Here is a 24,450-nt window from a genome sequence, read left to right as displayed (position 1 = left end):
GCGGGGAAGGTCGCAACTTGCAAGACCCGATAGTGATAACCACCCTATAATCGCCGTCCGGCCCAGATGACACGGCCAATAATGCTGGTTTCGGTTGTCGCCACGTCCTCCCAATCGGGATATTGATTGTTATCGCTGCGGATGGATAGCCGGCCACCGGGTCGTATCGCCAGTCGTTTGACCAACAGCACGTCGTCGAGACGCAATACATAAATCCCGTCGCGGAGCGGCAAATCCGCCACGCCATGATCGACCATGATGTCATCGCCATCGCACAGGGTGGGGTCCATGGAATCGCCATCAACCCGAATGAGTGACAATTTCGCCGGATCGGCATTTAACTGTTTCAGCCATTCCGGACCGAATCCCATGCTGCCAGCGATCCCGTCATCCTCAGCAAGCGCACCGGGGCCAGCGGAAGCACCAATTTGCAGTTGCGGGATGGGGATCAGACCGCCGTGCTCTGCCGCTTTCTGTTGCTGTCCGGATCGGCCAGCCACGGCACCCAGCAGCTTTTCATCCACTGCATAATAATCCGCCAGTTTCCGGCGATCGACCTCATCCAGTTTTTTCGGTGATCCGCGTTTGATATATTGCTGGATATAGGCAGGGTTTTTCTTCAGGAATCGGGACATCGAGGCATAGTCATCTCCATTGGTCCGGATAAGCCGATCCAGATTGTCCCGCGGATTGTCAGTTTCTGGCCTGGATGTCATTTGCCTTTCCTAGCAGTAGGATTTTTCCTAGACAAGTAGGAAATTACAAATCAGACAGGAATTTCCCTATTTCATCGAGTCGCACAAATCCATGCGATGACCGCCAAAGGAGTAAAACCATGCACCTGCTCAGAGAAATCGAAAAGTTCATTCGGGAAAATGACATGCCCTGGACGAAATTCGGCCGCCTGTCGGTTCGCGATCCCCGCTTTGTCGAAGACTTGCGCAACGGCCGACAGCCGGGACCACGTGTGTCGCAAAATGTGGAACATTTCATGAACAAATGGCGCAATGACCATGCCGGATAGATTGTTGCCCGATTCCGCAAACACACGCAAGCTGGTCAATCAGCTCACCGAGCAATTGCGGGGCCTGACCGAGCCCAATTGCGAAATCCGTCTGAAACGCGCGCGTCCGTGGGCCAGTATTACCTTTTCAGGTACGCGGTACCTGTTTCAGATTGACTGCGTCAGCAACATTCGGGAACGCGTTCGGAAGAAACTCGAAGAGTTTCTGCCGGAACACGAGTTTGATCTGACGGGCCATTTTGTGGCCGATGCGCAGGTCAAAGCGGCATCAGATCAGGCTGATCATATCCGCATTGAAATCCTGACAATCACCGATCCAGTGATCTAGACTGGATTCAGCGCTGTGCGGTCATCCGCTCTAAAGTGCCCAGAGCCGCTTTCAACGCGGCATCCATATCAGCTTGCTGGTTACTGCGAATATCCTCCAGGGTCGTTTCCACAGGCTTCAATGGCGGCTGTGTCGCTGCCACGGGCTCCGGTTCTGCAACTGGAGCAGCAGGCACTTCACGATCCGCCGTTACGGACGCGACCGTTTGACTGGCCAGCTCAAGCTGTTTCAGGCGGCGCAGACCAAATTCCAGCCGGTCGGCGAGCTGTGACAAGGACAGTTCGGACAGGTCTTCCTGCGGTGCGGCTTGCTCTTCTTCCACAGTCGTTGCTGGAACGGTTCCGACGGGTTGATCGAGCTCCAAAGGCGCAGCTTCCTGAACCACCGGAATCGGTTCAGCGGCAACAGACGCAGCGACCGGCTCTGCCGGAACGACTTGCTCCGCGACCGGAGCTTCCTGTTCAAATGTCTGGATTTCAGAAGCCAGCGGTGTGCCCAGATCGGATTCCGCGAATATCGGACGGCGCGCCGGAGCATCCGGATGCCGGTCTCCATCCCGCAGCATCGGAAGATCGGCGAGATCCATGACTTTCTTGTCATCCGGATTTTTCTTTTTCGGTTTTTTGAGGAACCGGGTCAGCGACTTGGTGTTCAGTGCCAGTTTGGGCATCGTGAAACGACGTTTCCCCTCTTCTTCATCCTGGTCCAGTTCCACCGGCTGAGCGGCATTAATCTGTTCTCGAAGTGCAACACCCATATCTGAGGTCCCTTTGTGATTGATAAAAAAGTAGATGGCGGATGCGGATACCAGTCCCGCCATGACAGCGATCAGACCGCGCGCAGTGTTTCCAAGCGGCGGCGCAGCAGCTGGCACGATTTCGGACAGCCCGGTGAATCCGACAATATTCTCGAGATACACATGAGGAAGCGTGGCAATTACAAGCGCAGCACCGATACCACCGGCAAGCGCCAGAGCAGGATCTTTGAACCGCATGTAATTTTGTTCAAACTCTTCCACAATAATCTCCGCAGCGAGCCCCACCATTTGAGTCCCACCAATTGAGCCTCAACAACTGAGGTCGTTCAGGCTGCCTGCTCCAGTGTTTTGTGCGCAATCAACCTTTGGTAAACAGGATTGTAACGCAAAATGTTTGACGACCAGTTACGATCCGCCTCAACAAATTTCTTCGCATTTTCAATAATTTGCGCCCAATCGCCGGGTCGATTGATCAAATCGGCCAGTTTTTCGGCTATTTTTTCGGGATTTCCAGCCGGAAAAAGCAGGCCGGTCTGACCATCAACAATCAGTTCCTTGTGGCCACCCACATCAGAGGCAGCGACGATCCGTTCCTGCGCCATCGCTTCGAGAGGTTTCAGCGGTGTCACAAGGTCCGTGAGACGCATCGATTTGCGCGGATAGACCATGATGTCCATCAATCCGTAGTAACGTTCGACCTGTTCATGCGGAACCCGTCCGACAAAACTGATCGCCGAGGATGCATCAGATCCGGCAACCTGTGCCTTGAGATGCTTGTCCATCGGTCCGCCACCAACCAGCAGCAAATGCGTATCCGGGCAGCTCTTTTGCAAAGTCGACATCGCTGCGACAAGATCATCTATGCCTTCATAGTCATAAAAGCTGCCGATAAACCCAAGTACCGTTTTCCCGGCCAGACCGAGTTCATCGGCCAATAAAGTATCCCGTTCCGGCAATTTGCCGAACAGGGACAGGTCAACGCCATTTGGAGATATTGTGATCTTGTCATCCCCCACGCCGCGGGAAACCAGGTCCGATTTCAGTCCTTCGCAGATGACCGCAATAGCATCAGCCGATTGAATGACATGGTTCTCGAGCTGACGGGTCAGCCAGTAGCGCGGACTGCCTTCGCGGCCCGTGCCGTTGCCAACGGCAGCATCTTCCCAGAATGCACGAATTTCATAGACTAGCGGCAAGCCCGTGCGCTGGGCCACGCGTGATGCTGCCAAACCCGTGAGAACCGGAGAATGGGCGTGAAGCACATCGGGTTGCCATTGCTCAACAACTTCTGTGAGGCGATCGGCCAGCACCGAGATTTCCCGCCATTCCTTGATCGGCGAAGGTCCCTGCACATCGTTCAGCGTGCGAAAAAAAGACAGGCCATCCTCTTCTTCCAGTGGCGCCCTGGCTACAAAACCATGCTGATTCTGTCGTACGCCAGTCACGCCCGCAACTGTCAGGCCGCTTGCGATTTGCGATTTCATTATCGCTCGTGTGCGAAAGCAATAGCCACTGTGCAACGGCAGGCTGTGGTCGAGGACGTGCAAAATTCGTGTCATGGCGCAATTCTGTGCCTGAAAAGGATTAACGTCCCGTCAACCCAAAGCCTGTATCGCGCGTAGACAGGTATATATTTTAATGCGTTAGCCGGGATCCATTCGCGCTTATGATCGACAATTTCTCAATCGCACTGACGCACGGCTTGCTGCTGATCGCGGCCTGGCGGTTGATTCATCGTCCGGATCTGGATGTCGAAGACCCGCCGGAGAGAGATCCGGAGCCATCGGGATTTGCTGCCGGAAACACACAGGGACAATGGGGAGACGATCGCGATGCGTGATCTCGTCTTTGTCGGATATCTGGTCGTATTGCTGTTGATCGCGTTCAAGCGGCCATTCCTGTTTACCCTTGTCTACGCCTATATCGATATTATCGCGCCACAACGTCTGAGCTATTTCATGCTCAATTCGGTGCCGGTTTCGCTGATCGTTTTCGCGATGGCGTTTCTCGGATACATGGTCGCCGACAACAAGAATGACAGCCGCTTTTCTGTTCGGCAGGGCGCAATGGTCCTGCTTCTGCTCTATTGCGGCCACACAACCATTCAGGCCGCCGTTCCCGAAGCTGCGTTCGCAAAATGGGATTGGGTCTGGAAAGCGATGATCTTCGCGATATTCCTGCCCTTGACGCTCAAGACCAAGCTGCGGATCGAGGCACTGGCGTTATTCATGGTGCTGTGCGCTGCCGCGCTTATCATCACGGGCGGTATCAAGACGCTTGCCTCGGGAGGGGGTTACGGCGTCCTGGTATTGCTGATTGACGACAATAGCGGACTCTATGAAGGCTCGATCATCTCGATGGTCGCCATTTGCATCATTCCTCTCATATTGTGGCTGGCCAATCACGGCACCGTTTTTCCGCCCGACTGGCGAGTCAGGATATTTAGCTATGCGCTGGTCTTTGCCGCGCTTCTGATCCCGATCGGGACCCAGGCCCGCACCGGGCTGGTCTGTATTGCCGTGCTCGCGGTTCTGCAGCTGCGCTTTGCAAAATACCGGTTCGTCTATGCCGGCATGGCAGTGATGCTGGGGCTGATCGCGATACCATTTTTGCCGCAAAGCTTTACCGATCGTATGGCAACCATCCAGAATTACGAGGCGGATGAATCGGCATCGACACGTATCGCCGTCTGGCAGTGGACCTGGGAATATGCAAAAAACAATCCGACAGGCGGCGGATTTGATGTCTATCGGATCAACAAGCTGACTTACAAACTGGCAGAAGATGACAGCAAGCCCGACGAAGAACTGGAATATGAGCTTGAAGATGACGGCCCGATCGAGATTGTCGATGAAAGCCGTGCCTTTCACAGCAGTTATTTTGAGATGCTGGGCGAACAGGGTTTTCCGGGCCTCGCCTTGTGGTTGTTCATTCACGTCGGCGGCGTCTGGCGGATGGAAATATTGCGGCGGCGCTATCTGAAGTCCCGGAAGCCGACCGAACAGTGGGTTGCTCCTCTTGCTCTCGCATTGCAGAACGGACAAATAATTTATCTGACTGGCGCGCTGTTTGTCGGGGTTGCATATCAGCCGTTTATCTACATGCTAATCGCCATGCAGATCGGGCTCGATACGTATCTCACACGAAGAGCCGCCGAAGCGAAATGGCGGCCAATTGTGAAAAACCTGTCGATCAGTGCCCAGCCAGAAAGCAGTCCTGCCAAGCCGGTCTGATCAAACGACCTGCAATCTCAAGAATATAGAAGCGGTCTCATCCAGAACGGGAACCGTTCCCATTTCCGGTTATGATCAAATCTCAGTTCTTGCCTGTTTCGGCAGAGAATTTGGCTAAATCTTCCAGGCTGAGGGGCTGGGACAGCATGATCCCGTACAGTCCGCTTCGCGACCAGCGCAGATGACCGTTCAACGCCGGGAGATCGCCGCAGCGGATGAACAGTTTTTCGGATTTGGGCAGCTCTTCATCACAGGCGATACAGATACCGTGCTGGGAAATATTGAGCAGTTGCGCCCCAACGGCAGATCTGCCGGCGCTGATACGGGCATTAAACCCGATATTGATGCGCAGCGATCGCTTTGGAAAACTATCGAACGACAGACTCAGAATTTCCGAGAGGTCGACATCTTCGGTGAATGTGAAACCGGCATGCCCGCCTTCTTCCCAGACCTTGCAAATCGGGAACTTGGAGCCATTGGCAAATTCGAGTTCACAATTGGTGATTTGCGGGATCGGCTGAAACAGCTTCACTTTAAGGCCGGTGGCGGAAACGTCGCGAACCACGCAGATCAGCTCGCGCTCTTCAGAGACTAGCTTGCCAGTTCTTAACAGTAATTTCTGACGCGGAGCCGCGCGGCTTTCGCCCACCGGCTCATTGATGGCGTGTTGAATTTGATTGTCCTGCATATCTGCCCACTTTTGACCAACAAAATCCCCACACACCCGACCATAGAATCAGGAACTGTAAAAAATCGTTAATGTGCTTTTGACTTTGGCAAAGAAAAACCTGCGCATTCAACAGAACGCGCAGGTGTTGCCAGAATCCAATGCCAAAATGACCGGGGTTCAGATACCGTCCAGTCGCTCAATCTCGGGTGCCGCAGCCATGCAGGGCGCAAGCTTGGGTCCGCTGGCCCGGAAATGGTCTGATTTGCCGTGCGCATCCAGAGCCGCCTGATCCACATAGCGTTCCAGAACCTTATATTGCTGCGGATTTTCCTGACTCTGGAATACAGAGTAAAATTCATTACCGGGTTCATTGGCGCGAACCGCATCCATCAATTCACTAAATGCGGCTTCAAATTCCGCATTCTTGCCTTCGGCGACCGTCAATGTCGCGACTACTCCTACTGCTGCCATTTTTCATACCTTTCCCGTGAATGGAAGAACGGGGCTGGCTGATTATCGCCGGCCCCGTTCCGGATAGTTGTGTCTTACAAAATCTCGAACAGACCTGCTGCGCCCTGTCCGCCGCCGATGCACATCGTAACGACCGCATATTTGGCGCCGCGGCGCTTGCCTTCGATCAGCGCATGGCCGGTACAGCGTGCGCCGGTCATGCCATAAGGGTGACCAATCGAGATGGAACCGCCATTGACGTTGAGAATCTCATCCGGAATGCCCAGCTTCTGTTGACAGTAAAGAACCTGGACAGCGAAAGCTTCGTTCAATTCCCACAGCCCGATATCATCCATCTTCAGGTTGAACCGTTCCAGCAATTTGGGAATCGCGAAGACGGGTCCAATACCCATTTCATCCGGCTTGGTACCTGCGATCGCCATGCCGACATAACGGCCAAGCGGATTGAGACCCGCTTTTTCCGCCACACTGGCTTCCATCACGACACTGGCCGATGAACCATCGGAAAGCTGGGATGCGTTGCCCGCCGTAATGATCTTGTCCGGACCGAGAACGGGGCCAAGACTTTGCAGGCCTTCCAATGTCGTCGTCGGGCGGTTGCCTTCATCCTTGCTCAGCGTGATTTCGTGCATCGAAATCTCTTTTGTTTCCTTGTCCTGCACACCCATTGTTGCGGTGACTTCGACGATTTCATCGTCAAATTTTCCGGCTTCCTGTGCAGCGGCAGTGCGCATTTGGGATTGCAAGGCATATTCATCACAGGCTTCACGCGAAATGTTGTAACGTTCGCCAACCACTTCGGCGGTTTGCAACATCGGCATGTAAATATCATCGTGCATTGCCAGCAGCGCCTTGTCCGGCGCCATGCGCATTTCAGGAGTCTGTACGGTTGAGATGGAATCCTGTCCGCCACCAACAACAACGTCCATGCGATCAATGGTGACCTGCTTGGAAGCGGTTGCAATCGCCATCAGACCGGAGGAACACTGACGATCAAGCGTCATGCCCGGTACTTCAATCGGGAAGCCGGAACGCAACGCCACATTGCGTCCCAGATTGCCGCCCTGTGATCCTTGTTGCAGCGCGCTGCCCCAGACGACATCGTCGACCATGGCAGGATCAATGCCGGCGCGCTCGACAGCGGCTTTTGCGGAATAGTGGCCCAGCGTCGGCCCGGGCGTAGCGTTGAAGGCCCCCTTGTAGGCACGGCCAATAGGCGTTCGGGCGGTAGAAACGATGACTGCGTCACGCATGATAATGTCCTTTATTGTAAGAATTCAGAGTCGAATTTGGCGCGTATTGTCTCTTTTAATCGAGCAATTAACAAGGCCTTTCTTTACAAGACTGGCGGACGTTACGGAACGCTAGTCTCCGTACGGCACGTCCCGCTATTTGTCGTCAGTATAGGGCGCCATAGCTGCACCATCTGGCCCGGCTGTAAAATTCATCTGGGTGGGATAGGCAAATTCTATGCTTTCCGCCGCGAAACGTTTTACAAGCGCCAAACCTACAGCATGACGCCCTTCAAAAATCTCATCCCATTTGGAACTGAATATTTCAAATTCCATACGGTAGTTGAGAGAACTGTCGCCAAACCCGATAAAGCCGCATCGTACATAGCGGTATCCATGTTCCTCTATGATCGATTTGAATATTTCGGGAATAGCATCCAGCTGTTCCGGAGTTGTTTGATAAATCACGCCGATCGGAAAACGGATCCGCCGTTTGGCAAGCCCGGTCATGTTACGCACTTGTTTGTCCAGCAAATTGGTGTTCGATATAATGACCTGTTCGCCGGTAATGCTCCGCAGACGCGTTGTCTTCAGTCCGGTGGCTTCCACTTCACCGTCAAAATCATCAAACATGATCGAGTCACCCTTGCGAAAGGGCTTGTCAAAGATAATCGAGAGGGCGGCAAACAGGTCAGAAAAAATGCCCTGAGCAGCCAGGCCAATGGCGATACCGCCGACCCCAAGCCCGGCGACCAGTGCCGTTACATTGACGCCAATATTGTCCAGAATGATCACTGCAGCAATAACCGCAAGCGCAATCGTCACCAGCAACCTGATCAGATTGCGGGCATTTTGCAGCTCAGCCTGACCACGACCCGACAGCTTGATCCGGTGATCCAGCAATCCCAGTATAATCGCCCGCAGCCAGATCGCGGACTGAAATACCAGTGAGATAAAGAATATCAGGTCAATGATGCTCGCCAGCTGGTCCGGTGCTTCGGCCAGTCCTGCCACCATTTCCATTGATAACGCCAGCAGGAAAAACACGCCGGTACGCGATACAACACGCAAGACAATTGACGTTGCTCCCTGATCGTCATCTCGCTTTTCCGCCAGCTTGGTGAGGTGCCGCTTCACTGCATTGAGAATCAGAAATACGGCAACCGCGACAAAAACCGCGATGATCAGATGATCATAATGACCGGTGATCCACTCCAGGCTTTCCTGTCCGAACCGGTCCATGTCAAAGCCGCCATCATCAGCGAGGCTAACCGGTGAAGCGATTCCATCTTTTACTACTGTCGTCATGCGGTTTTGCTAGGGCTTGTCCGGGAGGTTGGCAAGTTTGCTGCGATCAAAAACTCCACATTACCCTTGGGACCGGTGATCGGACTTGAGGTCAGGCCCGTTACAACCCAACCTGCATCAACCAGCCAGTCACGTACTTTTGCACAGACCTGATCATGCACTGCGGCATCACGGACGACCCCGCCTTTGCCAACGTCGTTCCGTTCTGCCTCAAATTGCGGTTTGATCAGGGCAATCAGCTGTGCTCCCGGCCGGGCAAATGTCATTGGCAGCTCCAACACTTTGGTGAGCGAAATGAAACTTGCATCGCAAACGATCAGATCCACCGGTTCGGGAATATGACCATCCGTCAATATCCGCGCACTGGTCTGTTCATGCACGACAACCCGATCATCTTGCCGCAATTTCCAGGCAAGCTGGTTGGTCCCGCTGTCGACGGCATAGACCCTGACCGCTCCCCGCGTGAGCATGACGTCGGTGAACCCGCCGGTACTGCTTCCCACATCCATGGCGGTCATGTCGGTCACATCAATGTTGAAATGATCCAGTGCATGATCCAGCTTCAATCCCCCCCGGGATACCCAAGGGTGATCTTTTCCTTTCAGTTCAATGGCAACGTCACTCAGATATTTCTGCCCCGGTTTGTCGGCCTTCTGACCGACAACCGTGACCAGACCGGCCATGATATAGGCCTGCGCCTTCGCGCGACTTTCGGCCAGACCGCGATCAACCAGCATCTGATCAATGCGCAACTTTGAAGGTTTGCCATTTTCGGCTGTTAGCGGTGGCGCCGTTTTTCCGGGGCGGGGGTCATTTTCGTTCATGTCAAAAGGGGGCTAGCGGAAAGCTTTGGATTTGACCATATTCCAATCCATGAGAATCACATATGGCCTTTTGGCATTCTTCGCAGCATCATCCGCCCTCACTGCCTGCACTGCCGCGCAGTCCGAAGCCACGCCTGCGACGGATGCAGTTGCAGCAGCAACACCGGCTCCGATCCCGGCTCCCGCACCGAGCCCATCGACCCCATCGAGCCCGCCTGAAGTACAAACGGTCGTCGGCAAATGGACTGATTGGCCTCTCGCAAAGGGCGATTGGGTTTATCGCAGTGACAATCGCGGCTCCCTGGCTCTGTTTGGACAGCCTGGCAGCGATGCGCTGGTGATTATCCGCTGCGACCAGGCCCGACGGCAGCTGTTTCTGTCGCGATCCGGTGCCGTGCCGGCGACGGGCACGAAAATGACATTGCTGGCAAGCTCGGGGAAACAGTCCTATCCCGTTCAAAATAGTGGTGGCGCGCTTCCCTATGCTGCGATTTCACTGACCACGACAGACATGATGATGGACCGCATCATTTTCAGTCGCGGTCGGTTTGGAATAGAAACGCCAGGCCTCCAGCCACTGGCCTTGCCAACCTGGCCGGAATTTCATCGTGTTGTTGAAGACTGCCGGAAATAGGCCGTTTGCAGTGAGGTCAATTGCCGCCGGAGCGCGCAATAGTGACAGCAAAATAAATTATTTCAAGTCTTGTTAGATCCGCGAATTTGATTCACACCTGTGGTTATCGAACAGCGGAGTACAAACAATGCAACAGTTCGTATCTTATCAACAATCGAAAGGAGGTGGTCCGATGTCTCATGGTTCAGCACAGGGGTCGGAAAAATCCGTTCGGGGAACCGTTCTGATCTAAAGATCAGACAACCCGGCAGCGGCACTTCCTACCGCTGACCCATGGCCATTAAGCTATTGCAAAATAGAGTAATGTAGGGGGAATGTGAAAACCATTCCCCCTTTTAGTCCTCTCCAATTCCCTCATTTGTTCCTCTCTGGTGGTGCACTAGAGGGGTTTTTTTATGTCCGCATGGACTGTGCAACAGGCGATCTCTTGCACCCCGGATTTTCATCCGCTTGAAGAATCAAACCAAACTGATCGCACCGGACCGGCGGCGTGCAGGCTCGCTGGTCAGTCGTCTGTTGGCGATAAAATAATTGGACATGCGGTCCAATTACCTTGACACCGTGAAGTACAGGCATAACAATAGCCGACGGGAGAGCAGCTAGACCGAATTCTAAATTTCGTAATCTACCTGCATAGGGAGAGAATAATTGAACAAGTCATTCTTGCGTCGTACGAGCGCGCTTACTGCAGCCATTTTGTCTTCAACATTGCTACCAAATCTTGCCTACGCACAGGATGCGCAAGGTGATCAGGATAGCGCAGAAAACGACCAGGTCATTGTTGTTACCGGTTCTTTCATTCGCGGCACCCCAGAAGATGCAGCGCAACCTGTTGATACTTTTACATCTGAAGAGCTGGATACTGCAGGTGTTTCCTCGGCGCTTGAATTTATCAAGGATCTGCCGCAAGTTGGCAGTGTTCTTGGCGACACCAACCAGTTTTCGACAACTGCTCAAGGTAATCAGGGCCTCGGTTCAATTAACCTCCGCGGCCTTGGTCCGCAACGTACGCTGGTGCTTTTTAACGGCCGGCGGACACTCACCGCTCCAGGCGCTGTTGGCGGCGGCTTTGGGGATACAAACTCCATACCACTTTTTGCGCTCGACCGGATTGAAATTCTGAAAGACGGCGCAGCGGCCACATATGGTTCTGATGCCATCGCGGGCGTGGCAAACTTTGTTACCAAAAAAGGTTTCGAAGGCGTCGAGATGAAAGGTGACTATGAGTTTATCAATGGTTCCGACGGAAACTGGACCACATCAATTCTCGCAGGCGGCACATTTGGCGATATCAATATATTGGCCGGTTTCGGGTGGCAACATCGGTCTGAGTTACCATCAACCGAACGGTCATACGGCTTTCAACCTTATGACGTAAATCCGTCGGCATGGTCTGCGCTTGCTACTCCGGGTACATTTACAGTGGTCGGCGCTGGCGGTGCTGTTCCGATTGCGCCAGGTGTTGCCTTGCAGCCTGATAGAGGTTGTAACGAACTTGGCGGTGTTGCGGACGGCGTTCTTTGCCGGTTCAGTTTCATCCCGTTTGACAACCTTGTTGAAGAAACTGATCGCTATCAGGCCTATGTTCAGGCGGACGTAGATCTTTCAGACACGTTCCGTTTCCACGGCGAGTTTACTTACGCCAAGACCGACCTTGACTCCATTGGTACATCACCAGGTTATCCCCCGCTACAGGGTCCTGGCGGAGCGCAATTGGGTGGTGGCTTCACGGTCTCGCCAAACAATCCGGGCGTTGCACCATTTGTCGCACAAAATGGTTTGACAGGCACACCCGCTGCGATCGGCGTGTTCTTGTGGCGGCCTTTTGGCTGGCTGGGTAATCCAACCGATGAACGTGGTTCGGGTCGGCAATTCGTGAATAGTGAAGCCTTCCGTTTTTCTGGTACATTCGAGAAAGATTTTTCCGACAGCGTACGCGGACAATTCTCTCTGACGATGATGAACTTTGAACGCAGAGGCGGTTCACCGGGCATTGTCGGGTCAAGGCTGCAGTCCGCGCTGAATGGTCTCGGCGGACCCAATTGTACGGGCACAACGCCGGGCGCAAATGGTTGTTTGTGGTTCAACCCGTTTTCCAACGCAGGTCCGAGAAATCCAGTTTTTGATCTGACAAACCCGTTTTATGTCCCAGGCGCTGAAAACAGCCCCGAGCTTGTACGCTGGCTCCAAATTCCCAATGGCAATGACCAGAGTGAAGATACGGTCGTTGCCGATCTGATATTCTCTGGCGAGCTAGGCCTGGATCTGGGCGGCGGTGCGGTTGGCTGGGCAGCAGGCGCGCAATATCGCAAGACCAAGTTCAACAACAAGCCACTCAATGAATTCGGCAATCTGGACTTGAACCCTTGTCCGGTATTGGGAGATCAGAGCTGTGTAGGCGGTGCCTTGGAAGGCGCCGGTTCATTCATTTTCCTCGGCGGGCAAAGAAACGTTTCGCTGTCGCAAGATGTAAAAGCGCTTTTTGCCGAAGTCGCCGTCCCGATCAGCGACACGTTTGAAATAACGGCCGCGGCTCGCTTCGAGTCTTATGGCGGATCCATTGGTTCGACTTTCAATCCAAAAGGCTCCGCACGCTGGGAACCTACCGACTGGCTGGTACTTCGCGGGTCTGTCGGCACAACCTTCCGTGCACCTTTGGCTTCTCAGGTTTCCACCAATGCTGTGACTTCGCTTGCGGGACTTACTGCGGCGTCCGGAAACTTCAAGGCTGTTGATATTGCAGGGAACCCGACCACATTGGGACCTGAAACTGCGTTCACCTATAATGTTGGCGCGATTGTCGACTTTGGCGGCTTCAACTTCTCGGTAGATTACTGGAGTTTTGACTTCGAAGATGAAATCACGACGACCGATGGTCAGGCAATTGCCAGCAGTGTCGTTCCGGTTCCAGGCGGCCTCGCCAATTGTGCAAGCCCATTTGCGGGATTGATCACCTTTGATGGCGGTGCGTGTGTTCAAGGGACTACGACAGGACTGAATATATCTCGTGTCTTCACACAGTGGGTCAATGGTCCAAAAACCAAGACGACTGGGCTTGATTTTGCAGCTACATACACCATGGATGTGGGAACGGGCGTGCTGACTCTAGGTGCAAATGCCAGCCACATTCTCACGTACAATGTAGGTGACTTTAACCTCAACGGCAATTTGCTGCGTGATGGTTTCAGTGCCGTCGGTCTGGCCAATCTCGATCGCAATCCCGGTACGATTGCACCTTGGCGCGGCAATGCCTATGTCAACTTCAACATCAGCGGGTTCAACGCGCGCTATGGTGTCAAATATGTGGATGGTGTGCGTGACGAGCGTTGCCCTGCATTGCCGGCACCATGTGCCACCACCAGTTTTGGTGATACCAATTTTGGCCGGAACATCGCCAGCTACACGCAGCATGACTTGCATCTGGCCTACGACCTGCCGATCCAGGCATTTGATGCGCAATTGCAGTTCTCGGTCGAGAATTTCACCAATGCTGATGCGCCATCCGCTCGGGTGCAGTTGGGTTACAACCCGTTCACAGGCAATCCGCTGGGCCGGATCTGGAGACTGGGCGCCAAAGTCGGTTTCTAACTTTTTTCAGTCTGCGGGGGCAGGCTGGACAACTCTCTGAACCGACTCTCTCCTGTGTCTGTTCAGAGCCAATGGGGTGGGTAGAAATACTCACCCCTTTTTGTATTTTCCCGAAAATATTATGGCGATGGTTCCGACGGATGAGGTTCGGAAGGTTCCAGTTCACGTTCCGGATCAAATCCCTCGGGTTCATATTGCCCGGATGATGGATCGATATCTTCACGGGCTGCCACGCATGCGCTGAGCGCGATGATCGCCAGGCTAGCCAATGCCATTCGCATATACATGATTACTTCCTTCTCGCTGGTCCCACCTGCTCTGAAGGATTTGCACTCTATGGTATCGCTGGCGATCAGCGAACGTTTTGCGACACTTCGGCCCATTGCCGGGTTTTGCGCCGAGTTGGCGCTTGCTCTTACTACATTGGCACTAAAGGCCGTTGGAATCGGTTTTTTCCAGAAATTCTTCACGGATCATGAAATCGCGAATACCGATCCGCACCTCGCGGAGGAACTGGACCAGCGCCAGCGAAAGCAGAATAACCGCCACAACAAACGCGCCGGCAACAATCTGCGCGAGGATCTGGTTGCCGGTCAGGCCCATTGCAAAAAGCAATCCGATCAATATGCAGACCACGATCCCGCTCACAACGCTCAGGTAAATGGCGCTGTTCACCAGCTTGATCCGCAACTGCAGGTCATGCAATTCATTGACCACCAGATCATGCTCCTGACCTTCCGTCTGCTTGAACAGCTCCTGCATCACCCGGGAACGGTCGATAATGCGGGCCAGGCGTCCGGTAAAAATATTGAGCATCGCGCCGAGGCCGACAAGAAGAAATGCCGGAGCCATAGCGGTTTGCAAAACGGTCACGATATCGGCATTGGCAATTTCCGGAAGGACCGGTGTCATGGTTTCATCCTTATTCTGAGCGCCAGTCCCTGCGTCGGCTGCTCATCCCAGAACGATAGCTCGAATCGCTCGGCATCCGCGCGGGCCCGTTGCAAAATCACTTCCGGCACATCCGGACTGCTGAATATCTGATCCGCCTGACCCAGCAAACGCGCCTGCCGGATCGTCAATTCGTCGGGATCCGAACTCGACAATTCGAGATCGACAACTTCCGAAAGCTGTTCGGCGAGCGGCATGGCCAGCCACGTCTCTAAATCCGCCTCGGAGCGTTCGGTCATGACATCCAGCGGACCGCCCGGATCCAGCGCGGCGTCAATCGCGCGGCGGCGGTCAGGTCCGGTTGGCCAGATCTGCCTGATCCTGTCCCGAGCCCCATGAAGAGCCCTGGCCAATCCGCCCAGATTTGCGGGCAACAATTGTTCCAACCGCTGACGCACGGCCTTGGCAAGGCCTGCAGATGCGCCGCCGGTACCAATGACGACAAGAACCGGGTCCCGATCGATAATGGCGGGTGTCGTATAGTCACAAAATTGTGAACGATCGACGGCATTCACGAGAAGTCCTCGTGCTTTCAGACGCTCCACCGCCGCCAAGGCAGCGGCATCTCCTTCAATGGCCACAACCGCCAAAGCCGCGTCGACGGTCATTTCGTCATCCGTTAATTCCGCTCCGGCGCGCTCGTACAACCGTTTCTTGGCATCAGCCATCTCTCCGGTGCCCAGCAGGATCACCTTGCGTCCTTTCAGGTTCACAAAGATGGGTAGCTGATCCAATTCAACCGCCCTGCTTCAACCAGTCAGGAACATGTTCTGCCGCCATGATCGTTGCCGGTTCAATGCGTTCGGCAACCACGGCATATTTGTCGCCGTCGACCAAAACCTCTGGCACAAGCGGGCGGCTATTATAGGTATTGGCCATGGTCGCCCCGTATGCGCCTGCGGTCCGGAATATGCCAAAGTCGTCAGTCTCGACGCGGTCCACTTCGCGTTCTTTCGCAAAAATATCGCTGCTTTCGCAAATCGGTCCGACGATCGATGCCGTCATCATCTGCCCGCTGGGTTTCACCGCTTCAAAATCATGCCAGGCGTCATAGATGGCCGGACGCATCAAATCGTTCATCGCCGCATCCACGATCACAAAATCGCTGTTCACACCGGGTTTGATCCGGATCACCTGCGTCATCATGACGCCGCTATTGCCTGCAATCACGCGACCTGGTTCAAACATCAGCGTCACATTCCAGCCCTTGGTCACATGCGCGACCATCGCACCATAGTCAGCCGGGCTTGGGGGATTATCCTCTCCGGAATAGGGCACACCGAGACCACCGCCCAGATCGACATGGGTGATCGCATGCCCTGCGTCACGCAATTCTGCCACCAGCTCACCCATCCGCGCATAGCATTTTTCGAGCGGATCCAGTTTCTGCAGCTGGCTGCCAATATGCACCGCAACACCGCGCATGTCCAAGCCATCCAGAGCGGACAGACGTGCATAGATGTCCGGTGCAATATCGATGGCCACCCCGAATTTATTCTCCGCCTTGCCGGTAGATATTTTGGCATGGGTTCCCGCATCGACATCCGGATTGACCCGCAACGTGGCCGGCGCCTGCTGTCCTCGCGCAGAGGCGATTTCCGCGAGCATTACGCCCTCTTCTTCCGATTCCAGGTTGAACTGGCCGATCCCCCTGTCGAGGCCCAGAAGGAGTTCGGACCGGCTTTTGCCGACGCCGGAGAAAACAATATCCTCGGCCTTCATTCCTGCCGCAAGCGCCCGTTCCAGTTCGCCGCCAGAAACCACATCCGCACCGTAACCCTGATTGGCCAATATGCGTAACACCGCGAGATTGGGATTGGCTTTCACCGCAAAGGCGAGATGGATATTTCCGGCATCCTGCAATCCTTCGCGAAAGACCCGCGCATGCCGTTCCAGGGTTGCGCGGGAATAGACATAGCAGGGCGTGCCCACCTGCTCGGCAATAACCGGCAGCGGCATGTCTTCTGCGTGCAGTACGCCGTCTTTCAATTGAAAATGGTCCATGGATTCAGGCCTTCAGGTAATTAAAAAAGCGGTGATCAGCCCGGTGGCGGCAGATCAAATTTATCATCCTGCCGTTTCTCCGACCGCCGCAACAATTCATCACTGCGCTCGGGCCGGGCCTGAGTGGACGGCTCCAGCAACTGATCACTGGTGGCGGGTTCTGCTTCACCATATGCTGCGGGTGGAAGCGATTGGCCTTTGGCCGGTTCCAGCCCCCCGCGGTTACCGCATGCCGAGAGCAAGCCCAGTACCGGCAAAAGCACGATCATGGAAATATTGCGGTTCATCTCACTTCTCCTGCGCCAAGGCCTGTCTCGCAGCATCAATCTGCGCCCGGACCTGAACCGGGGCTGTCCCGCCATAGCTGGATCGGCTCGCAACCGAGGCATCGACGCCAAGTACGGCATAGACCGCATCGGTAATGCGTGTGTCAACCGACTGAAACTGATCGAGGCTGAGATCAGCCAGACCGCAGCTGTTTTCTTCTGCCAGTGCCACCACTGCGCCGGTTACATGATGTGCTTCGCGGAAAGGCAGCTGCATCTCGCGAACCAGCCAGTCGGCAAAATCGGTTGCGGTCGCAAAGCCGGATTCGGCAAGCGCTCTCATCCGGTCGGTGTTGAATGTCACGTCCTCGATCATACCGGTCATGGCTGCAATCGACAGGCCGAGCAGATCGTGCGCCTCGAACACAGGTGGCTTGTCATCCTGCATGTCCTTTGAATAGGCCAGCGGCAGCCCTTTCATGGTCATCACCAGCGCCTGCATGGCTCCGGCAATCCGGCCGCTGTGACCGCGTACCAGTTCCGCTGCGTCGGGATTGCGCTTTTGCGGCATGATCGACGATCCGGTGGAATAACTGTCCGGCAGGGTGACAAAGCCGAATGGCTGACTGGCCCAGATTACAAACTCTTCCGCCAGCCGCGACAAATGCAAACTGCACTGGGTTGCAGCCATCAGATAGTCGAGCGCAAAATCGCGATCCGAAACAGAATCCAGCGAATTTCTTGTCGGTGCCTCAAAGCCCAGCATAGTCGCTGTCTGCTCCCGGTCGATGTCGAAACCCGTTCCGGCCAATGCTGCCGCGCCCAGGGGAGACTGGTTCATCCGCTGACGAGCATCCGCAAAGCGCGAACGGTCACGTGCGATCATCTCGAAATAGGCCATCAGATGATGTCCCAGAGTGACCGGTTGAGCCGATTGCAAATGCGTGAATCCCGGGAGAATGGAATCGGCATGTTGCTCCGCGCGGTCGAGCAACACATTCTGCAATGCGGCGAGCCCCGCATCCACGAGATCCATTGCATCCCGCACCCATAACTTGAAATCCGTGGCAACCTGGTCATTGCGCGAACGTGCGGTATGCAACCGGCCGGCAACGGGTCCGATAATCTCGGTCAGCCGCGCCTCGACATGCATGTGAATGTCTTCCAGATCGAGATCTTCGGTCACGCCATTTGCGGCAAATTCTTCGGCAATCTGGTTCAGGCCGTTAATGATCTGCGTCGCATCTTCCGCTTCGACAATCTTGCGTTCGGCAAGCATTGCGACATGGGCAAGCGATGCGCGGATATCCTGCTGCCATAATTTCTTGTCGAACGGGATAGAGGCGTTTATCTCGCGCATGATCGATGAAGGGCCATCGGCAAACCTGCCGCCCCACATGCTGTTGGAATCTGATGTGCGATTAGTGATACGAATATTCCTGCTCTTGTTTGTGCCATTGGCATTATCTGCTTGCGATAGAGGCTCAGCCGTACCGGAGCAAGACAATGCTGCGCAAAATGAAAGCGGAGACAGCACTGCTGAAGACAGCGAAGTGATCGAGAGCGACAGCGGGCTGGTCGGCAAACTGGACATCTCGCAGCGCGGCAGTCCGGTTGTCGATACCCCGTTTCAGGCGCCCGATGGCAGCACCGTCCGGCTTTCCGATTTCAAGGGCAAGCCGGTACTGGTCAATATCTGGGCAACCTGGTGCGCGCCTTGTGTTGTCGAAATGCCAATGCTTGACGAACTGGCTCTGCGGGAAAAGGACCGGATGACCGTGCTCGTTGTCTCACAGGATATTCAGGGCGCAGAGAAAGTGGATCCCTTTTTTGCCCGAACCGATTTCAAAATGCTGGAAGCCTATATTGATCCTAAAAACGGGCTGAGTTTCGGCTTTGGATCAGGCCTGATGCCAACCACGGTTCTCTACGATGCCGAAGGCAAGGAAGTCTGGCGCGTCGTGGGCGCAATGGACTGGGACGGACCGCGCGCAGCAATGCTGCTGGCGGAAACACTGGCGGCGGAGTGAAGCCCGAAATTCTGTTCCGGAAAATGGTGGGCGATGACAGGCTCGAACTGCCGACATCTTCGGTGTAAACGAAGCGCTCTACCAACTGAGCTAATCGCCCCCATATCGAGGTCAAGGCGGGAAGACCCGCCGACTGGTCCGGGGCCATTGCCAAAACATCGCAGCTTTGGCAAGCATCTTTCCGCAGTCTGGATCAGAAATACATAAAGCCCAACGTCTGGAGAGATTGTTCGACTGTCTGTCACGAGCGAAAAACGGAAAGACAAGCTCTTCCCGCGATTCGCGCCCTATACCTGCTTATCCACAGATAAATATTGTTGTTATTCAAATACTTAGAAAGATTTTTAGCAAAATCCACGGCTTGCCTCTGTCAACAGAAATATTTCATTTTTTTTATGAAATCGGCCTTGATCGACTCGTTCGCTGGGGCTTAGTAATGATCCCTCGGTTGGTGGTCACGGATTCGGGTAATCCTGGTCTCAATATAAAAAAAATACCGGGCTGGAACGCGACTCCAGCGATACACGAGCTGTGTCTTCAACATCCTTTGGCTGGGCTGTTGGTTTCAGGATGCAGGAAGTGTGAGAATAGGCTGGCGGTTTCAGCGAGATGAAACCGCTTGAGATTTATCGGGGGATGTCAGTGGTTCAAAATTCGGGACAGGAAAATGATCGGTTGGTAACCATCGCCGGTGCGCAACCGGATGATGAACCCGAATTGCAGTCCCGGCTGAATGACGCCTGGCTGAACATCTGTTCGGGATTGCGCCGCGACCTTGGCGCCCAGATTTACGGACAATGGATCAAACCGATCAAACTGACGGCCTTTGATCCGGCACAAGGATCATTGTCCCTTTCCCTGCCATCGGAATTTGCCGCCAACTGGGTACGCGAACGCTATGCAGATCGCCTGGCACTCGCGTGGAAGATCCAGTTTTCTGATGTGAAGTCGATCAACTTCGCGGCAAAAGCCGGAGCTGCCCGGATTGCGCAAGTTAAAGAGCAGAAGATCGCCGAACCCGTACCGCCCTTTACCGTCGCACAAAATGGCAAATTCCGGCTCGACCTAGATGCCCGCATGACGTTCGATGAATTTATTGCCGGACATTCCAACGTGCTCGCGCTGAATGCCGCCCAGCGCATGGCGGACGCCGAGAAGCCGCTGTTCAGCCCGCTCTATCTGCAATCATCAACGGGTCAGGGCAAAACCCACCTGATGCATGCCATTGGCCATGCCTACCGAAATGAATTTCCCGGTGCCCGGATCATCTACATGTCGGCCGAACGGTTCATGATCGAATTTGTATCTGCCATGCGCCGTAACGAAGCGATGGAGTTCAAAGCGGCATTGCGTGAAGCCGATCTGCTGATGATCGACGATATTCAGTTCATTGTTGGCAAGAACAGCACGCAGGAAGAATTTTTGCATACGGTCGACTCGCTGATCAGTCAGGGCAAACGGGTTGTCGTGGCTGCAGACCGGCCACCTCAGGCGCTGGACGGTGTTGACCAGCGGCTGCTGTCCCGTCTGTCGATGGGGCTGGTTGCAGATATCCAGTCCGCAGGCCTGGAATTGCGACGCGATATATTGCAGCATCGCCTCGCCGGTTTGCCGCATCAGGATGTACCCGCAGATGTCGTCGAATTCCTGGCGCGCACTATCAGTCGCAACCTGCGGGAACTGGAAGGCGGTCTCAACAAGCTGCTCGCCTATGCGCAGCTGACCGGCCGGCCGATCAGTCGGGAACTGGCTGAAGAACAATTGTCCGATATTTTAAGTGCCTGCCGCCGCCGGATCACGATTGATGAAATCCAGCGAACGGTTTGCGAATATTACCGGCTCGACCGCAATGAGATGTCTTCCAAGCGACGGGCACGGGCGGTTGCACGTCCTCGCCAGGTTGCGATGTATCTCGCCAAGGTGATGACACCGCGCAGCTATCCTGAGATCGGCCGCAAATTTGGCGGACGCGATCACAGCACGGTTATTCATGCGGTCAAGCTGGTCGAACAATTGCGCGGCGAAGATACCGAAATGGACAATGACGTCCGTATGCTGCTGCGCCAGCTCGAAAGCTGACGCAGGGCAATTCTTGAGCGCTAAACCAGCGCCCTTCTATTTCTTGTCTTTTTCCGGTGCGACCGAGATGCGAACGCGCTCACCGCTATTTCCGGGGAATTCAGTGAACATGGCCTCGACCAGATTAGGCACCAGATAGGTCAGGTTCTTGGAGCGCGACAATGCTTCCGCCTTGCCTTCAAACAAGCGTTCTCCGTCCGACTGACGATTGATTTTCAGGTCCAGCTCGGTCGTGTACACGGTGAAGCTTCTCACCCCGCCATAGCCCGAAAATCCGTGACCACCGAACAGGAACGGGTCGTGAAAACCATAGCGGTAGCGGTGTCGTCCATAGAAGCCGCGACCGTAATAGCCTCCAAACCGGACCCGCGAATAAAACGGGTCATAGTCACGCACGGTTTTTTCGCGACCCTTGTCGACATCATAGTCCATCTGCACCAGCAGTTCCGCGCTCGCCAGATCGGCGCTCTTGCGGTAACCCAATTCAGTCATGCGTTCTTCGACAAGACCGGCATATTGCGAAAATTCCAGGCCACCGGCCAGGTCGGGGTCTGACGCAACAACGGCAAAGCTTTGGCCCTGCGTTTCGGGCAGAGCCTCGAACCGCTGAACATCAGCACGAAACGGAGTGGCGCAAGCGCCCAATGTCAAAAAAGCGAGAGGGACCAGAATCTTCAATTTTCTGGCCATGCCGGTCTTTGCCGGATGCGGTTTGCTTTGAAACCCAGTCATCATCATTCCTTCAGTTGCCCGCCACCATTTTCTGGTCAGTAGCAATAGCATGCTGAACCCGTTTTGAACGACAAAAAAGCACGGATTATCGGCTCAAAGCAGTAAAATCAGGAAAAATGCGGTCCGAATCACTGCACACTCAAACCGGCGTGCCGTTGAAACAGACCGATCAATTGCTGCAGGCAAAAGAAAACCCGCCGTGAACGGGCGGGCTATCTTTTAAAACATGCTGATCAGATCAGGACAGAGCAGCGAGTCGCTTTGTGAGCCGGCTGAATTTGCGGGATGCCGTGTTTTTGTGAAACACGCCGCGCGCCACGCCGCGAGCCAATTCAGGCTGAACTGCTGCAAGAGCCGTCGTCGCAGCGGCTTTGTCGCCTGCTTCCAGAGCGAGTTCAACCGATTTGATCTTCGTCCGGATCTGGCTCACGCGGTTCTTGTTGATGACCGTGCGGCGTCCGTTGCGACGGATACGTTTTTTAGCTTGCGGCGTATTAGCCATGAAAATACCTCAAAATCTGAAATGCTGGTTCGCCGTGAATCGCAAACGCGACGCTGGCTCAAGTCGGCGGGCAATAGCGTGGCGGGTGATTCTCGTCAATAGCTTAGTCACCGAATCCGGATGGTCTCTATTTCTGGCATTTTCGGCAGAAAAACGTGGATCGACCGCTATCCACACGCCGCATCACCGGAGCACCACACCGGCATGGCTCGCCTTCGCGTCCGTAGACCAGCCATTGTTTCGCAAAATATCCCAGCTCTCCGTCCGGTTGCACGAAATCCCGTAGGCTGGATCCTCCGGCGGCAATGGCAGAGGCGAGGACTTGCCGGATCGCTTCCACCAGCCTGTTATAACGTGGCCGGGAAATACCCGCACCCGCACGGCGCGGAGATATGCCTGCCATATGTAACGCTTCGCAAACATAGATATTGCCAAGCCCGGCCACCACATGCTGATCCAGCAGCAACTGCTTGATCGGCGCCTTGCGGTCCCATGTTGCGGCTTTCAGATACTGTCCCGTAAACTCCTCACCCAATGGCTCCGGCCCCATTGAGGCAAAGGGTCCGAAATCGTCCACTTCATCGGCACGGATCAAATCGAGCGAACCAAAGCGGCGCGGGTCGTTGAGGACCAGTTGCCGGTCATCTTCGGTTTCCAGAACCAGATGATCATGCTTTTCAATTTCCGACGGATCGATCCGCCAGCGTCCCGACATGCCGAGATGGAAAACCAGTACATCCCCGCGATCTGTTTCAATCAGCCCGTATTTGGCCCGCCGGGAAAGCCCGGTCACCCGCGCACCAGTCATGCGTTGCCGCAGATCTTCCGGGATCGGACGGCGCAGATCCGCGCGGCGCGGTTCGACCCGCGTCAACCGCCGGCCTTCGAGGACGGGGCGCAGCCCGGCGACAGTGGTTTCGACTTCTGGTAACTCCGGCATGCTTGTCCCTGATTGAGATATACGGTCCAAAGTGCAGCTACAGGGAGATTGCAGTGCTGCCAAGGCTCGTCTAATGCGGGAAAGAAATCCCGCGCAAGTCGGGCGAACCCATGGCAAGAGCAACCATCTATGATTGAAAGCAAGACTGTCTCCTTTGGCTTTGAAGAAGTGGCACCGGACGAAAAAGTCGGCCGGGTCGGTCAGGTCTTTTCCAGTGTCGCCAGCAAATATGATGTCATGAACGATGCAATGAGCGCGGGTACACACCGGCTCTGGAAAGATCGCTTCGTGCGGCGCGTCAAGCCGCGAGACGGAGAGGACATTCTGGATATGGCCGGCGGCACCGGCGATATCGCCTTTCGCATGATCGACAGCGGTGCGCATATCACGGTTGCCGATATCAATGCGGACATGTTGTCCGAAGGCATTGACCGAGCGATCAAAAAAGGCGTCGACGGGCTGGTCTGGAGCGAACAGAATGCCGAGACACTGAATTTTCCCGATGTCCATTTCGACGCCTACACAATTGTTTTCGGCATCCGCAACGTCACCGATATTCCCAAAGCGCTGGCCGAAGCACACCGCGTCTTGCGCTATGGCGGCCGATTTTATTGCATGGAGTTTTCGAAAACGCTGTGGCCGGGTTTTGACAAGGTCTATGATTTTTATTCCCACCGTGTCCTGCCGAAAATCGGAAAAGCCGTGGCTGGGGACGAAGACAGCTATCGCTATCTGGCCGAATCAATTGATCGTTTCCCGCCGATGGAAGATTTTCGAAAGATGATCGAGGATGCTGGCTTTGCTCAGACGCGGGTGGAACCGATGATGGGCGGCCTGGTCGCCATTCACAGCGGCTGGAAAGTCTGAGCGAGCCGAT

The 24,450-nt window shown here is 54.7% G+C and carries 26 protein-coding genes and 1 tRNA gene; 9 read left to right on the top strand and 18 right to left on the bottom strand.

Features of this window, described 5'->3' with window-relative positions; genetic code table 11:
• Positions 1-44 precede the first annotated feature (44 nt).
• Entirely contained in the window at positions 45-716 is a 672-nt protein-coding gene (locus tag ABJI30_RS01005) for a S24 family peptidase (protein ID WP_348015034.1), read from the bottom strand.
• 119 nt (positions 717-835) lie between these two features.
• Between ABJI30_RS01005 and ABJI30_RS01000 the strand changes: the two genes are divergently transcribed.
• Positions 836-1,024: a hypothetical protein gene (locus ABJI30_RS01000; protein WP_348015033.1), complete on the top strand. Its 189-nt coding sequence runs from the start codon at positions 836-838 to the stop codon at positions 1,022-1,024.
• Positions 1,025-1,028: 4 nt separating this feature from the next.
• Entirely contained in the window at positions 1,029-1,352 is a 324-nt protein-coding gene (locus ABJI30_RS00995) for a hypothetical protein (protein WP_348015032.1), read from the top strand.
• Between the two features lie 7 nt (positions 1,353-1,359).
• On the opposite strand, the gene ABJI30_RS00990 is transcribed toward ABJI30_RS00995, so the two are convergent.
• Together ABJI30_RS00990 and ABJI30_RS00985 are read right to left on the bottom strand one after the other, a co-directional pair.
• Positions 1,360-2,397: a hypothetical protein gene (locus ABJI30_RS00990; RefSeq protein ID WP_348015031.1), complete on the bottom strand. Its 1,038-nt coding sequence runs from the start codon at positions 2,395-2,397 to the stop codon at positions 1,360-1,362.
• A gap of 38 nt (positions 2,398-2,435) precedes the next feature.
• The gene (locus ABJI30_RS00985) at positions 2,436-3,668 is read right to left on the bottom strand and encodes a TIGR04063 family PEP-CTERM/XrtA system glycosyltransferase (protein ID WP_348015030.1); all 1,233 of its coding nucleotides are present in this window, start codon (positions 3,666-3,668) and stop codon (positions 2,436-2,438) included.
• Positions 3,669-3,775: 107 nt separating this feature from the next.
• Here ABJI30_RS00985 and ABJI30_RS00980 point away from each other — a divergent pair, with 107 nt between their 5' ends.
• Together ABJI30_RS00980 and ABJI30_RS00975 are read left to right on the top strand one after the other, a co-directional pair.
• Complete coding sequence (locus ABJI30_RS00980; RefSeq protein ID WP_348015029.1) at positions 3,776-3,949, top strand: hypothetical protein; 174 nt, start codon at positions 3,776-3,778, stop codon at positions 3,947-3,949.
• Positions 3,942-5,342 (top strand): putative O-glycosylation ligase, exosortase A system-associated, encoded by a 1,401-nt coding sequence (locus tag ABJI30_RS00975; protein WP_348015028.1) that lies wholly within the window; start codon positions 3,942-3,944, stop codon positions 5,340-5,342. Before ABJI30_RS00980 ends, ABJI30_RS00975 begins: the two co-directional genes overlap by 8 nt.
• An 82-nt stretch (positions 5,343-5,424) precedes the next feature.
• Here ABJI30_RS00975 and ABJI30_RS00970 read toward each other — a convergent pair whose 3' ends face one another.
• The 5 genes from ABJI30_RS00970 to ABJI30_RS00950 form a co-directional block, all read right to left on the bottom strand.
• Complete coding sequence (locus tag ABJI30_RS00970; RefSeq protein ID WP_348015027.1) at positions 5,425-6,030, bottom strand: PilZ domain-containing protein; 606 nt, start codon at positions 6,028-6,030, stop codon at positions 5,425-5,427.
• 159 nt (positions 6,031-6,189) lie between these two features.
• On the bottom strand, positions 6,190-6,483 hold the full coding sequence (locus tag ABJI30_RS00965; protein ID WP_348015026.1) for a putative quinol monooxygenase: 294 nt from the start codon (positions 6,481-6,483) through the stop codon (positions 6,190-6,192).
• A gap of 74 nt (positions 6,484-6,557) precedes the next feature.
• Positions 6,558-7,736, bottom strand: a complete 1,179-nt coding sequence (locus ABJI30_RS00960) for an acetyl-CoA C-acyltransferase (protein ID WP_348015025.1) — start codon at positions 7,734-7,736, stop codon at positions 6,558-6,560.
• A gap of 135 nt (positions 7,737-7,871) precedes the next feature.
• Positions 7,872-9,023: a mechanosensitive ion channel family protein gene (locus tag ABJI30_RS00955; RefSeq protein ID WP_348015024.1), complete on the bottom strand. Its 1,152-nt coding sequence runs from the start codon at positions 9,021-9,023 to the stop codon at positions 7,872-7,874.
• On the bottom strand, positions 9,020-9,760 hold the full coding sequence (locus ABJI30_RS00950; protein ID WP_348015217.1) for a TlyA family RNA methyltransferase: 741 nt from the start codon (positions 9,758-9,760) through the stop codon (positions 9,020-9,022). Before ABJI30_RS00950 ends, ABJI30_RS00955 begins: the two co-directional genes overlap by 4 nt.
• A 118-nt stretch (positions 9,761-9,878) precedes the next feature.
• Here ABJI30_RS00950 and ABJI30_RS00945 point away from each other — a divergent pair, with 118 nt between their 5' ends.
• Positions 9,879-10,481, top strand: a complete 603-nt coding sequence (locus tag ABJI30_RS00945; protein WP_348025380.1) for a hypothetical protein — start codon at positions 9,879-9,881, stop codon at positions 10,479-10,481.
• Between the two features lie 648 nt (positions 10,482-11,129).
• A complete protein-coding gene (locus ABJI30_RS00940; protein WP_348015022.1) occupies positions 11,130-14,069 on the top strand; it encodes a TonB-dependent receptor in 2,940 nt (979 codons plus the stop codon).
• Positions 14,070-14,188: 119 nt separating this feature from the next.
• Here the strand turns inward: ABJI30_RS00940 and ABJI30_RS00935 are convergent, their stop codons facing one another.
• From ABJI30_RS00935 to argH, 6 genes are all read right to left on the bottom strand, one after another.
• Entirely contained in the window at positions 14,189-14,356 is a 168-nt protein-coding gene (locus ABJI30_RS00935; protein WP_348015021.1) for a hypothetical protein, read from the bottom strand.
• 142 nt (positions 14,357-14,498) lie between these two features.
• Positions 14,499-14,981: a DUF2721 domain-containing protein gene (locus ABJI30_RS00930; protein WP_348015020.1), complete on the bottom strand. Its 483-nt coding sequence runs from the start codon at positions 14,979-14,981 to the stop codon at positions 14,499-14,501.
• Positions 14,978-15,754, bottom strand: a complete 777-nt coding sequence (locus tag ABJI30_RS00925) for a siroheme synthase (RefSeq protein WP_348015019.1) — start codon at positions 15,752-15,754, stop codon at positions 14,978-14,980. Before ABJI30_RS00925 ends, ABJI30_RS00930 begins: the two co-directional genes overlap by 4 nt.
• 1 nt (position 15,755) lies before the next feature.
• Entirely contained in the window at positions 15,756-17,024 is a 1,269-nt protein-coding gene (gene lysA / locus ABJI30_RS00920) for a diaminopimelate decarboxylase (protein ID WP_348015018.1), read from the bottom strand.
• Positions 17,025-17,059: 35 nt separating this feature from the next.
• Positions 17,060-17,311 carry a hypothetical protein gene (locus ABJI30_RS00915; protein WP_348015017.1) on the bottom strand — a complete coding sequence of 84 codons (252 nt, stop codon included), beginning with the start codon at positions 17,309-17,311 and terminating at the stop codon, positions 17,060-17,062.
• Between the two features lies 1 nt (position 17,312).
• Positions 17,313-18,689 carry an argininosuccinate lyase gene (gene argH / locus ABJI30_RS00910; RefSeq protein ID WP_348015016.1) on the bottom strand — a complete coding sequence of 459 codons (1,377 nt, stop codon included), beginning with the start codon at positions 18,687-18,689 and terminating at the stop codon, positions 17,313-17,315.
• A 16-nt stretch (positions 18,690-18,705) separates the two neighbouring features.
• Here argH and ABJI30_RS00905 point away from each other — a divergent pair, with 16 nt between their 5' ends.
• Positions 18,706-19,320, top strand: a complete 615-nt coding sequence (locus ABJI30_RS00905; protein ID WP_348015015.1) for a TlpA disulfide reductase family protein — start codon at positions 18,706-18,708, stop codon at positions 19,318-19,320.
• Positions 19,321-19,344: 24 nt separating this feature from the next.
• Here the strand turns inward: ABJI30_RS00905 and ABJI30_RS00900 are convergent.
• Positions 19,345-19,420: transfer RNA gene (locus ABJI30_RS00900), tRNA-Val, on the bottom strand.
• A 536-nt stretch (positions 19,421-19,956) separates the two neighbouring features.
• Between ABJI30_RS00900 and dnaA the strand changes: the two genes are divergently transcribed.
• Positions 19,957-21,399, top strand: coding sequence for a chromosomal replication initiator protein DnaA (gene dnaA / locus ABJI30_RS00895; protein ID WP_348015014.1), 1,443 nt, complete (start codon positions 19,957-19,959; stop codon positions 21,397-21,399).
• Between the two features lie 36 nt (positions 21,400-21,435).
• On the opposite strand, the gene ABJI30_RS00890 is transcribed toward dnaA, so the two are convergent.
• The 3 genes from ABJI30_RS00890 to mutM form a co-directional block, all read right to left on the bottom strand.
• Complete coding sequence (locus ABJI30_RS00890; protein WP_348025379.1) at positions 21,436-22,182, bottom strand: DUF4136 domain-containing protein; 747 nt, start codon at positions 22,180-22,182, stop codon at positions 21,436-21,438.
• Between the two features lie 187 nt (positions 22,183-22,369).
• Positions 22,370-22,633: a 30S ribosomal protein S20 gene (gene rpsT, locus ABJI30_RS00885; protein ID WP_348015012.1), complete on the bottom strand. Its 264-nt coding sequence runs from the start codon at positions 22,631-22,633 to the stop codon at positions 22,370-22,372.
• 127 nt (positions 22,634-22,760) lie between these two features.
• The gene (gene mutM / locus ABJI30_RS00880; protein WP_348015011.1) at positions 22,761-23,573 is read right to left on the bottom strand and encodes a bifunctional DNA-formamidopyrimidine glycosylase/DNA-(apurinic or apyrimidinic site) lyase; all 813 of its coding nucleotides are present in this window, start codon (positions 23,571-23,573) and stop codon (positions 22,761-22,763) included.
• 129 nt (positions 23,574-23,702) lie between these two features.
• Between mutM and ABJI30_RS00875 the strand changes: the two genes are divergently transcribed.
• Positions 23,703-24,440 (top strand): class I SAM-dependent methyltransferase, encoded by a 738-nt coding sequence (locus tag ABJI30_RS00875; RefSeq protein ID WP_348015010.1) that lies wholly within the window; start codon positions 23,703-23,705, stop codon positions 24,438-24,440.
• The last annotated feature ends 10 nt before the right edge of the window (positions 24,441-24,450 follow it).

This window comes from Parasphingorhabdus sp., from assembly GCF_039968395.1.
GTDB lineage: Bacteria > Pseudomonadota > Alphaproteobacteria > Sphingomonadales > Sphingomonadaceae > Parasphingorhabdus.
The sequence above is the reverse complement of the archived record's forward strand: the minus strand, read 5'-3'. Positions and strand labels throughout refer to the sequence as shown.

Bases quoted from the DNA above. Each gene is read 5' to 3' on its own strand.
- ABJI30_RS00960 (WP_348015025.1), bottom strand. From the start codon at position 7,736: ATGCGTGACGCAGTCATCGTTTCTACCGCCCGAACGCCTATTGGCCGT.
- argH (WP_348015016.1), bottom strand. From the start codon at position 18,689: ATGTGGGGCGGCAGGTTTGCCGATGGCCCTTCATCGATCATGCGCGAG.
- ABJI30_RS00990 (WP_348015031.1), bottom strand. From the start codon at position 2,397: ATGGTGGGGCTCGCTGCGGAGATTATTGTGGAAGAGTTTGAACAAAAT.
- ABJI30_RS00975 (WP_348015028.1), top strand. From the start codon at position 3,942: ATGCGTGATCTCGTCTTTGTCGGATATCTGGTCGTATTGCTGTTGATC.
- ABJI30_RS00955 (WP_348015024.1), bottom strand. From the start codon at position 9,023: ATGACGACAGTAGTAAAAGATGGAATCGCTTCACCGGTTAGCCTCGCT.
- ABJI30_RS00985 (WP_348015030.1), bottom strand. From the start codon at position 3,668: ATGACACGAATTTTGCACGTCCTCGACCACAGCCTGCCGTTGCACAGT.
- ABJI30_RS00970 (WP_348015027.1), bottom strand. From the start codon at position 6,030: ATGCAGGACAATCAAATTCAACACGCCATCAATGAGCCGGTGGGCGAA.
- ABJI30_RS01000 (WP_348015033.1), top strand. From the start codon at position 836: ATGCACCTGCTCAGAGAAATCGAAAAGTTCATTCGGGAAAATGACATG.
- ABJI30_RS00890 (WP_348025379.1), bottom strand. From the start codon at position 22,182: ATGCTATTGCTACTGACCAGAAAATGGTGGCGGGCAACTGAAGGAATG.
- ABJI30_RS00875 (WP_348015010.1), top strand. From the start codon at position 23,703: ATGATTGAAAGCAAGACTGTCTCCTTTGGCTTTGAAGAAGTGGCACCG.
- rpsT (WP_348015012.1), bottom strand. From the start codon at position 22,633: ATGGCTAATACGCCGCAAGCTAAAAAACGTATCCGTCGCAACGGACGC.
- ABJI30_RS01005 (WP_348015034.1), bottom strand. From the start codon at position 716: ATGACATCCAGGCCAGAAACTGACAATCCGCGGGACAATCTGGATCGG.
- mutM (WP_348015011.1), bottom strand. From the start codon at position 23,573: ATGCCGGAGTTACCAGAAGTCGAAACCACTGTCGCCGGGCTGCGCCCC.
- dnaA (WP_348015014.1), top strand. From the start codon at position 19,957: ATGTCAGTGGTTCAAAATTCGGGACAGGAAAATGATCGGTTGGTAACC.
- ABJI30_RS00950 (WP_348015217.1), bottom strand. From the start codon at position 9,760: ATGCTGGTTGATCGCGGTCTGGCCGAAAGTCGCGCGAAGGCGCAGGCC.
- ABJI30_RS00965 (WP_348015026.1), bottom strand. From the start codon at position 6,483: ATGGCAGCAGTAGGAGTAGTCGCGACATTGACGGTCGCCGAAGGCAAG.
- ABJI30_RS00980 (WP_348015029.1), top strand. From the start codon at position 3,776: ATGATCGACAATTTCTCAATCGCACTGACGCACGGCTTGCTGCTGATC.
- lysA (WP_348015018.1), bottom strand. From the start codon at position 17,024: ATGGACCATTTTCAATTGAAAGACGGCGTACTGCACGCAGAAGACATG.
- ABJI30_RS00935 (WP_348015021.1), bottom strand. From the start codon at position 14,356: ATGTATATGCGAATGGCATTGGCTAGCCTGGCGATCATCGCGCTCAGC.
- ABJI30_RS00930 (WP_348015020.1), bottom strand. From the start codon at position 14,981: ATGACACCGGTCCTTCCGGAAATTGCCAATGCCGATATCGTGACCGTT.
- ABJI30_RS00915 (WP_348015017.1), bottom strand. From the start codon at position 17,311: ATGAACCGCAATATTTCCATGATCGTGCTTTTGCCGGTACTGGGCTTG.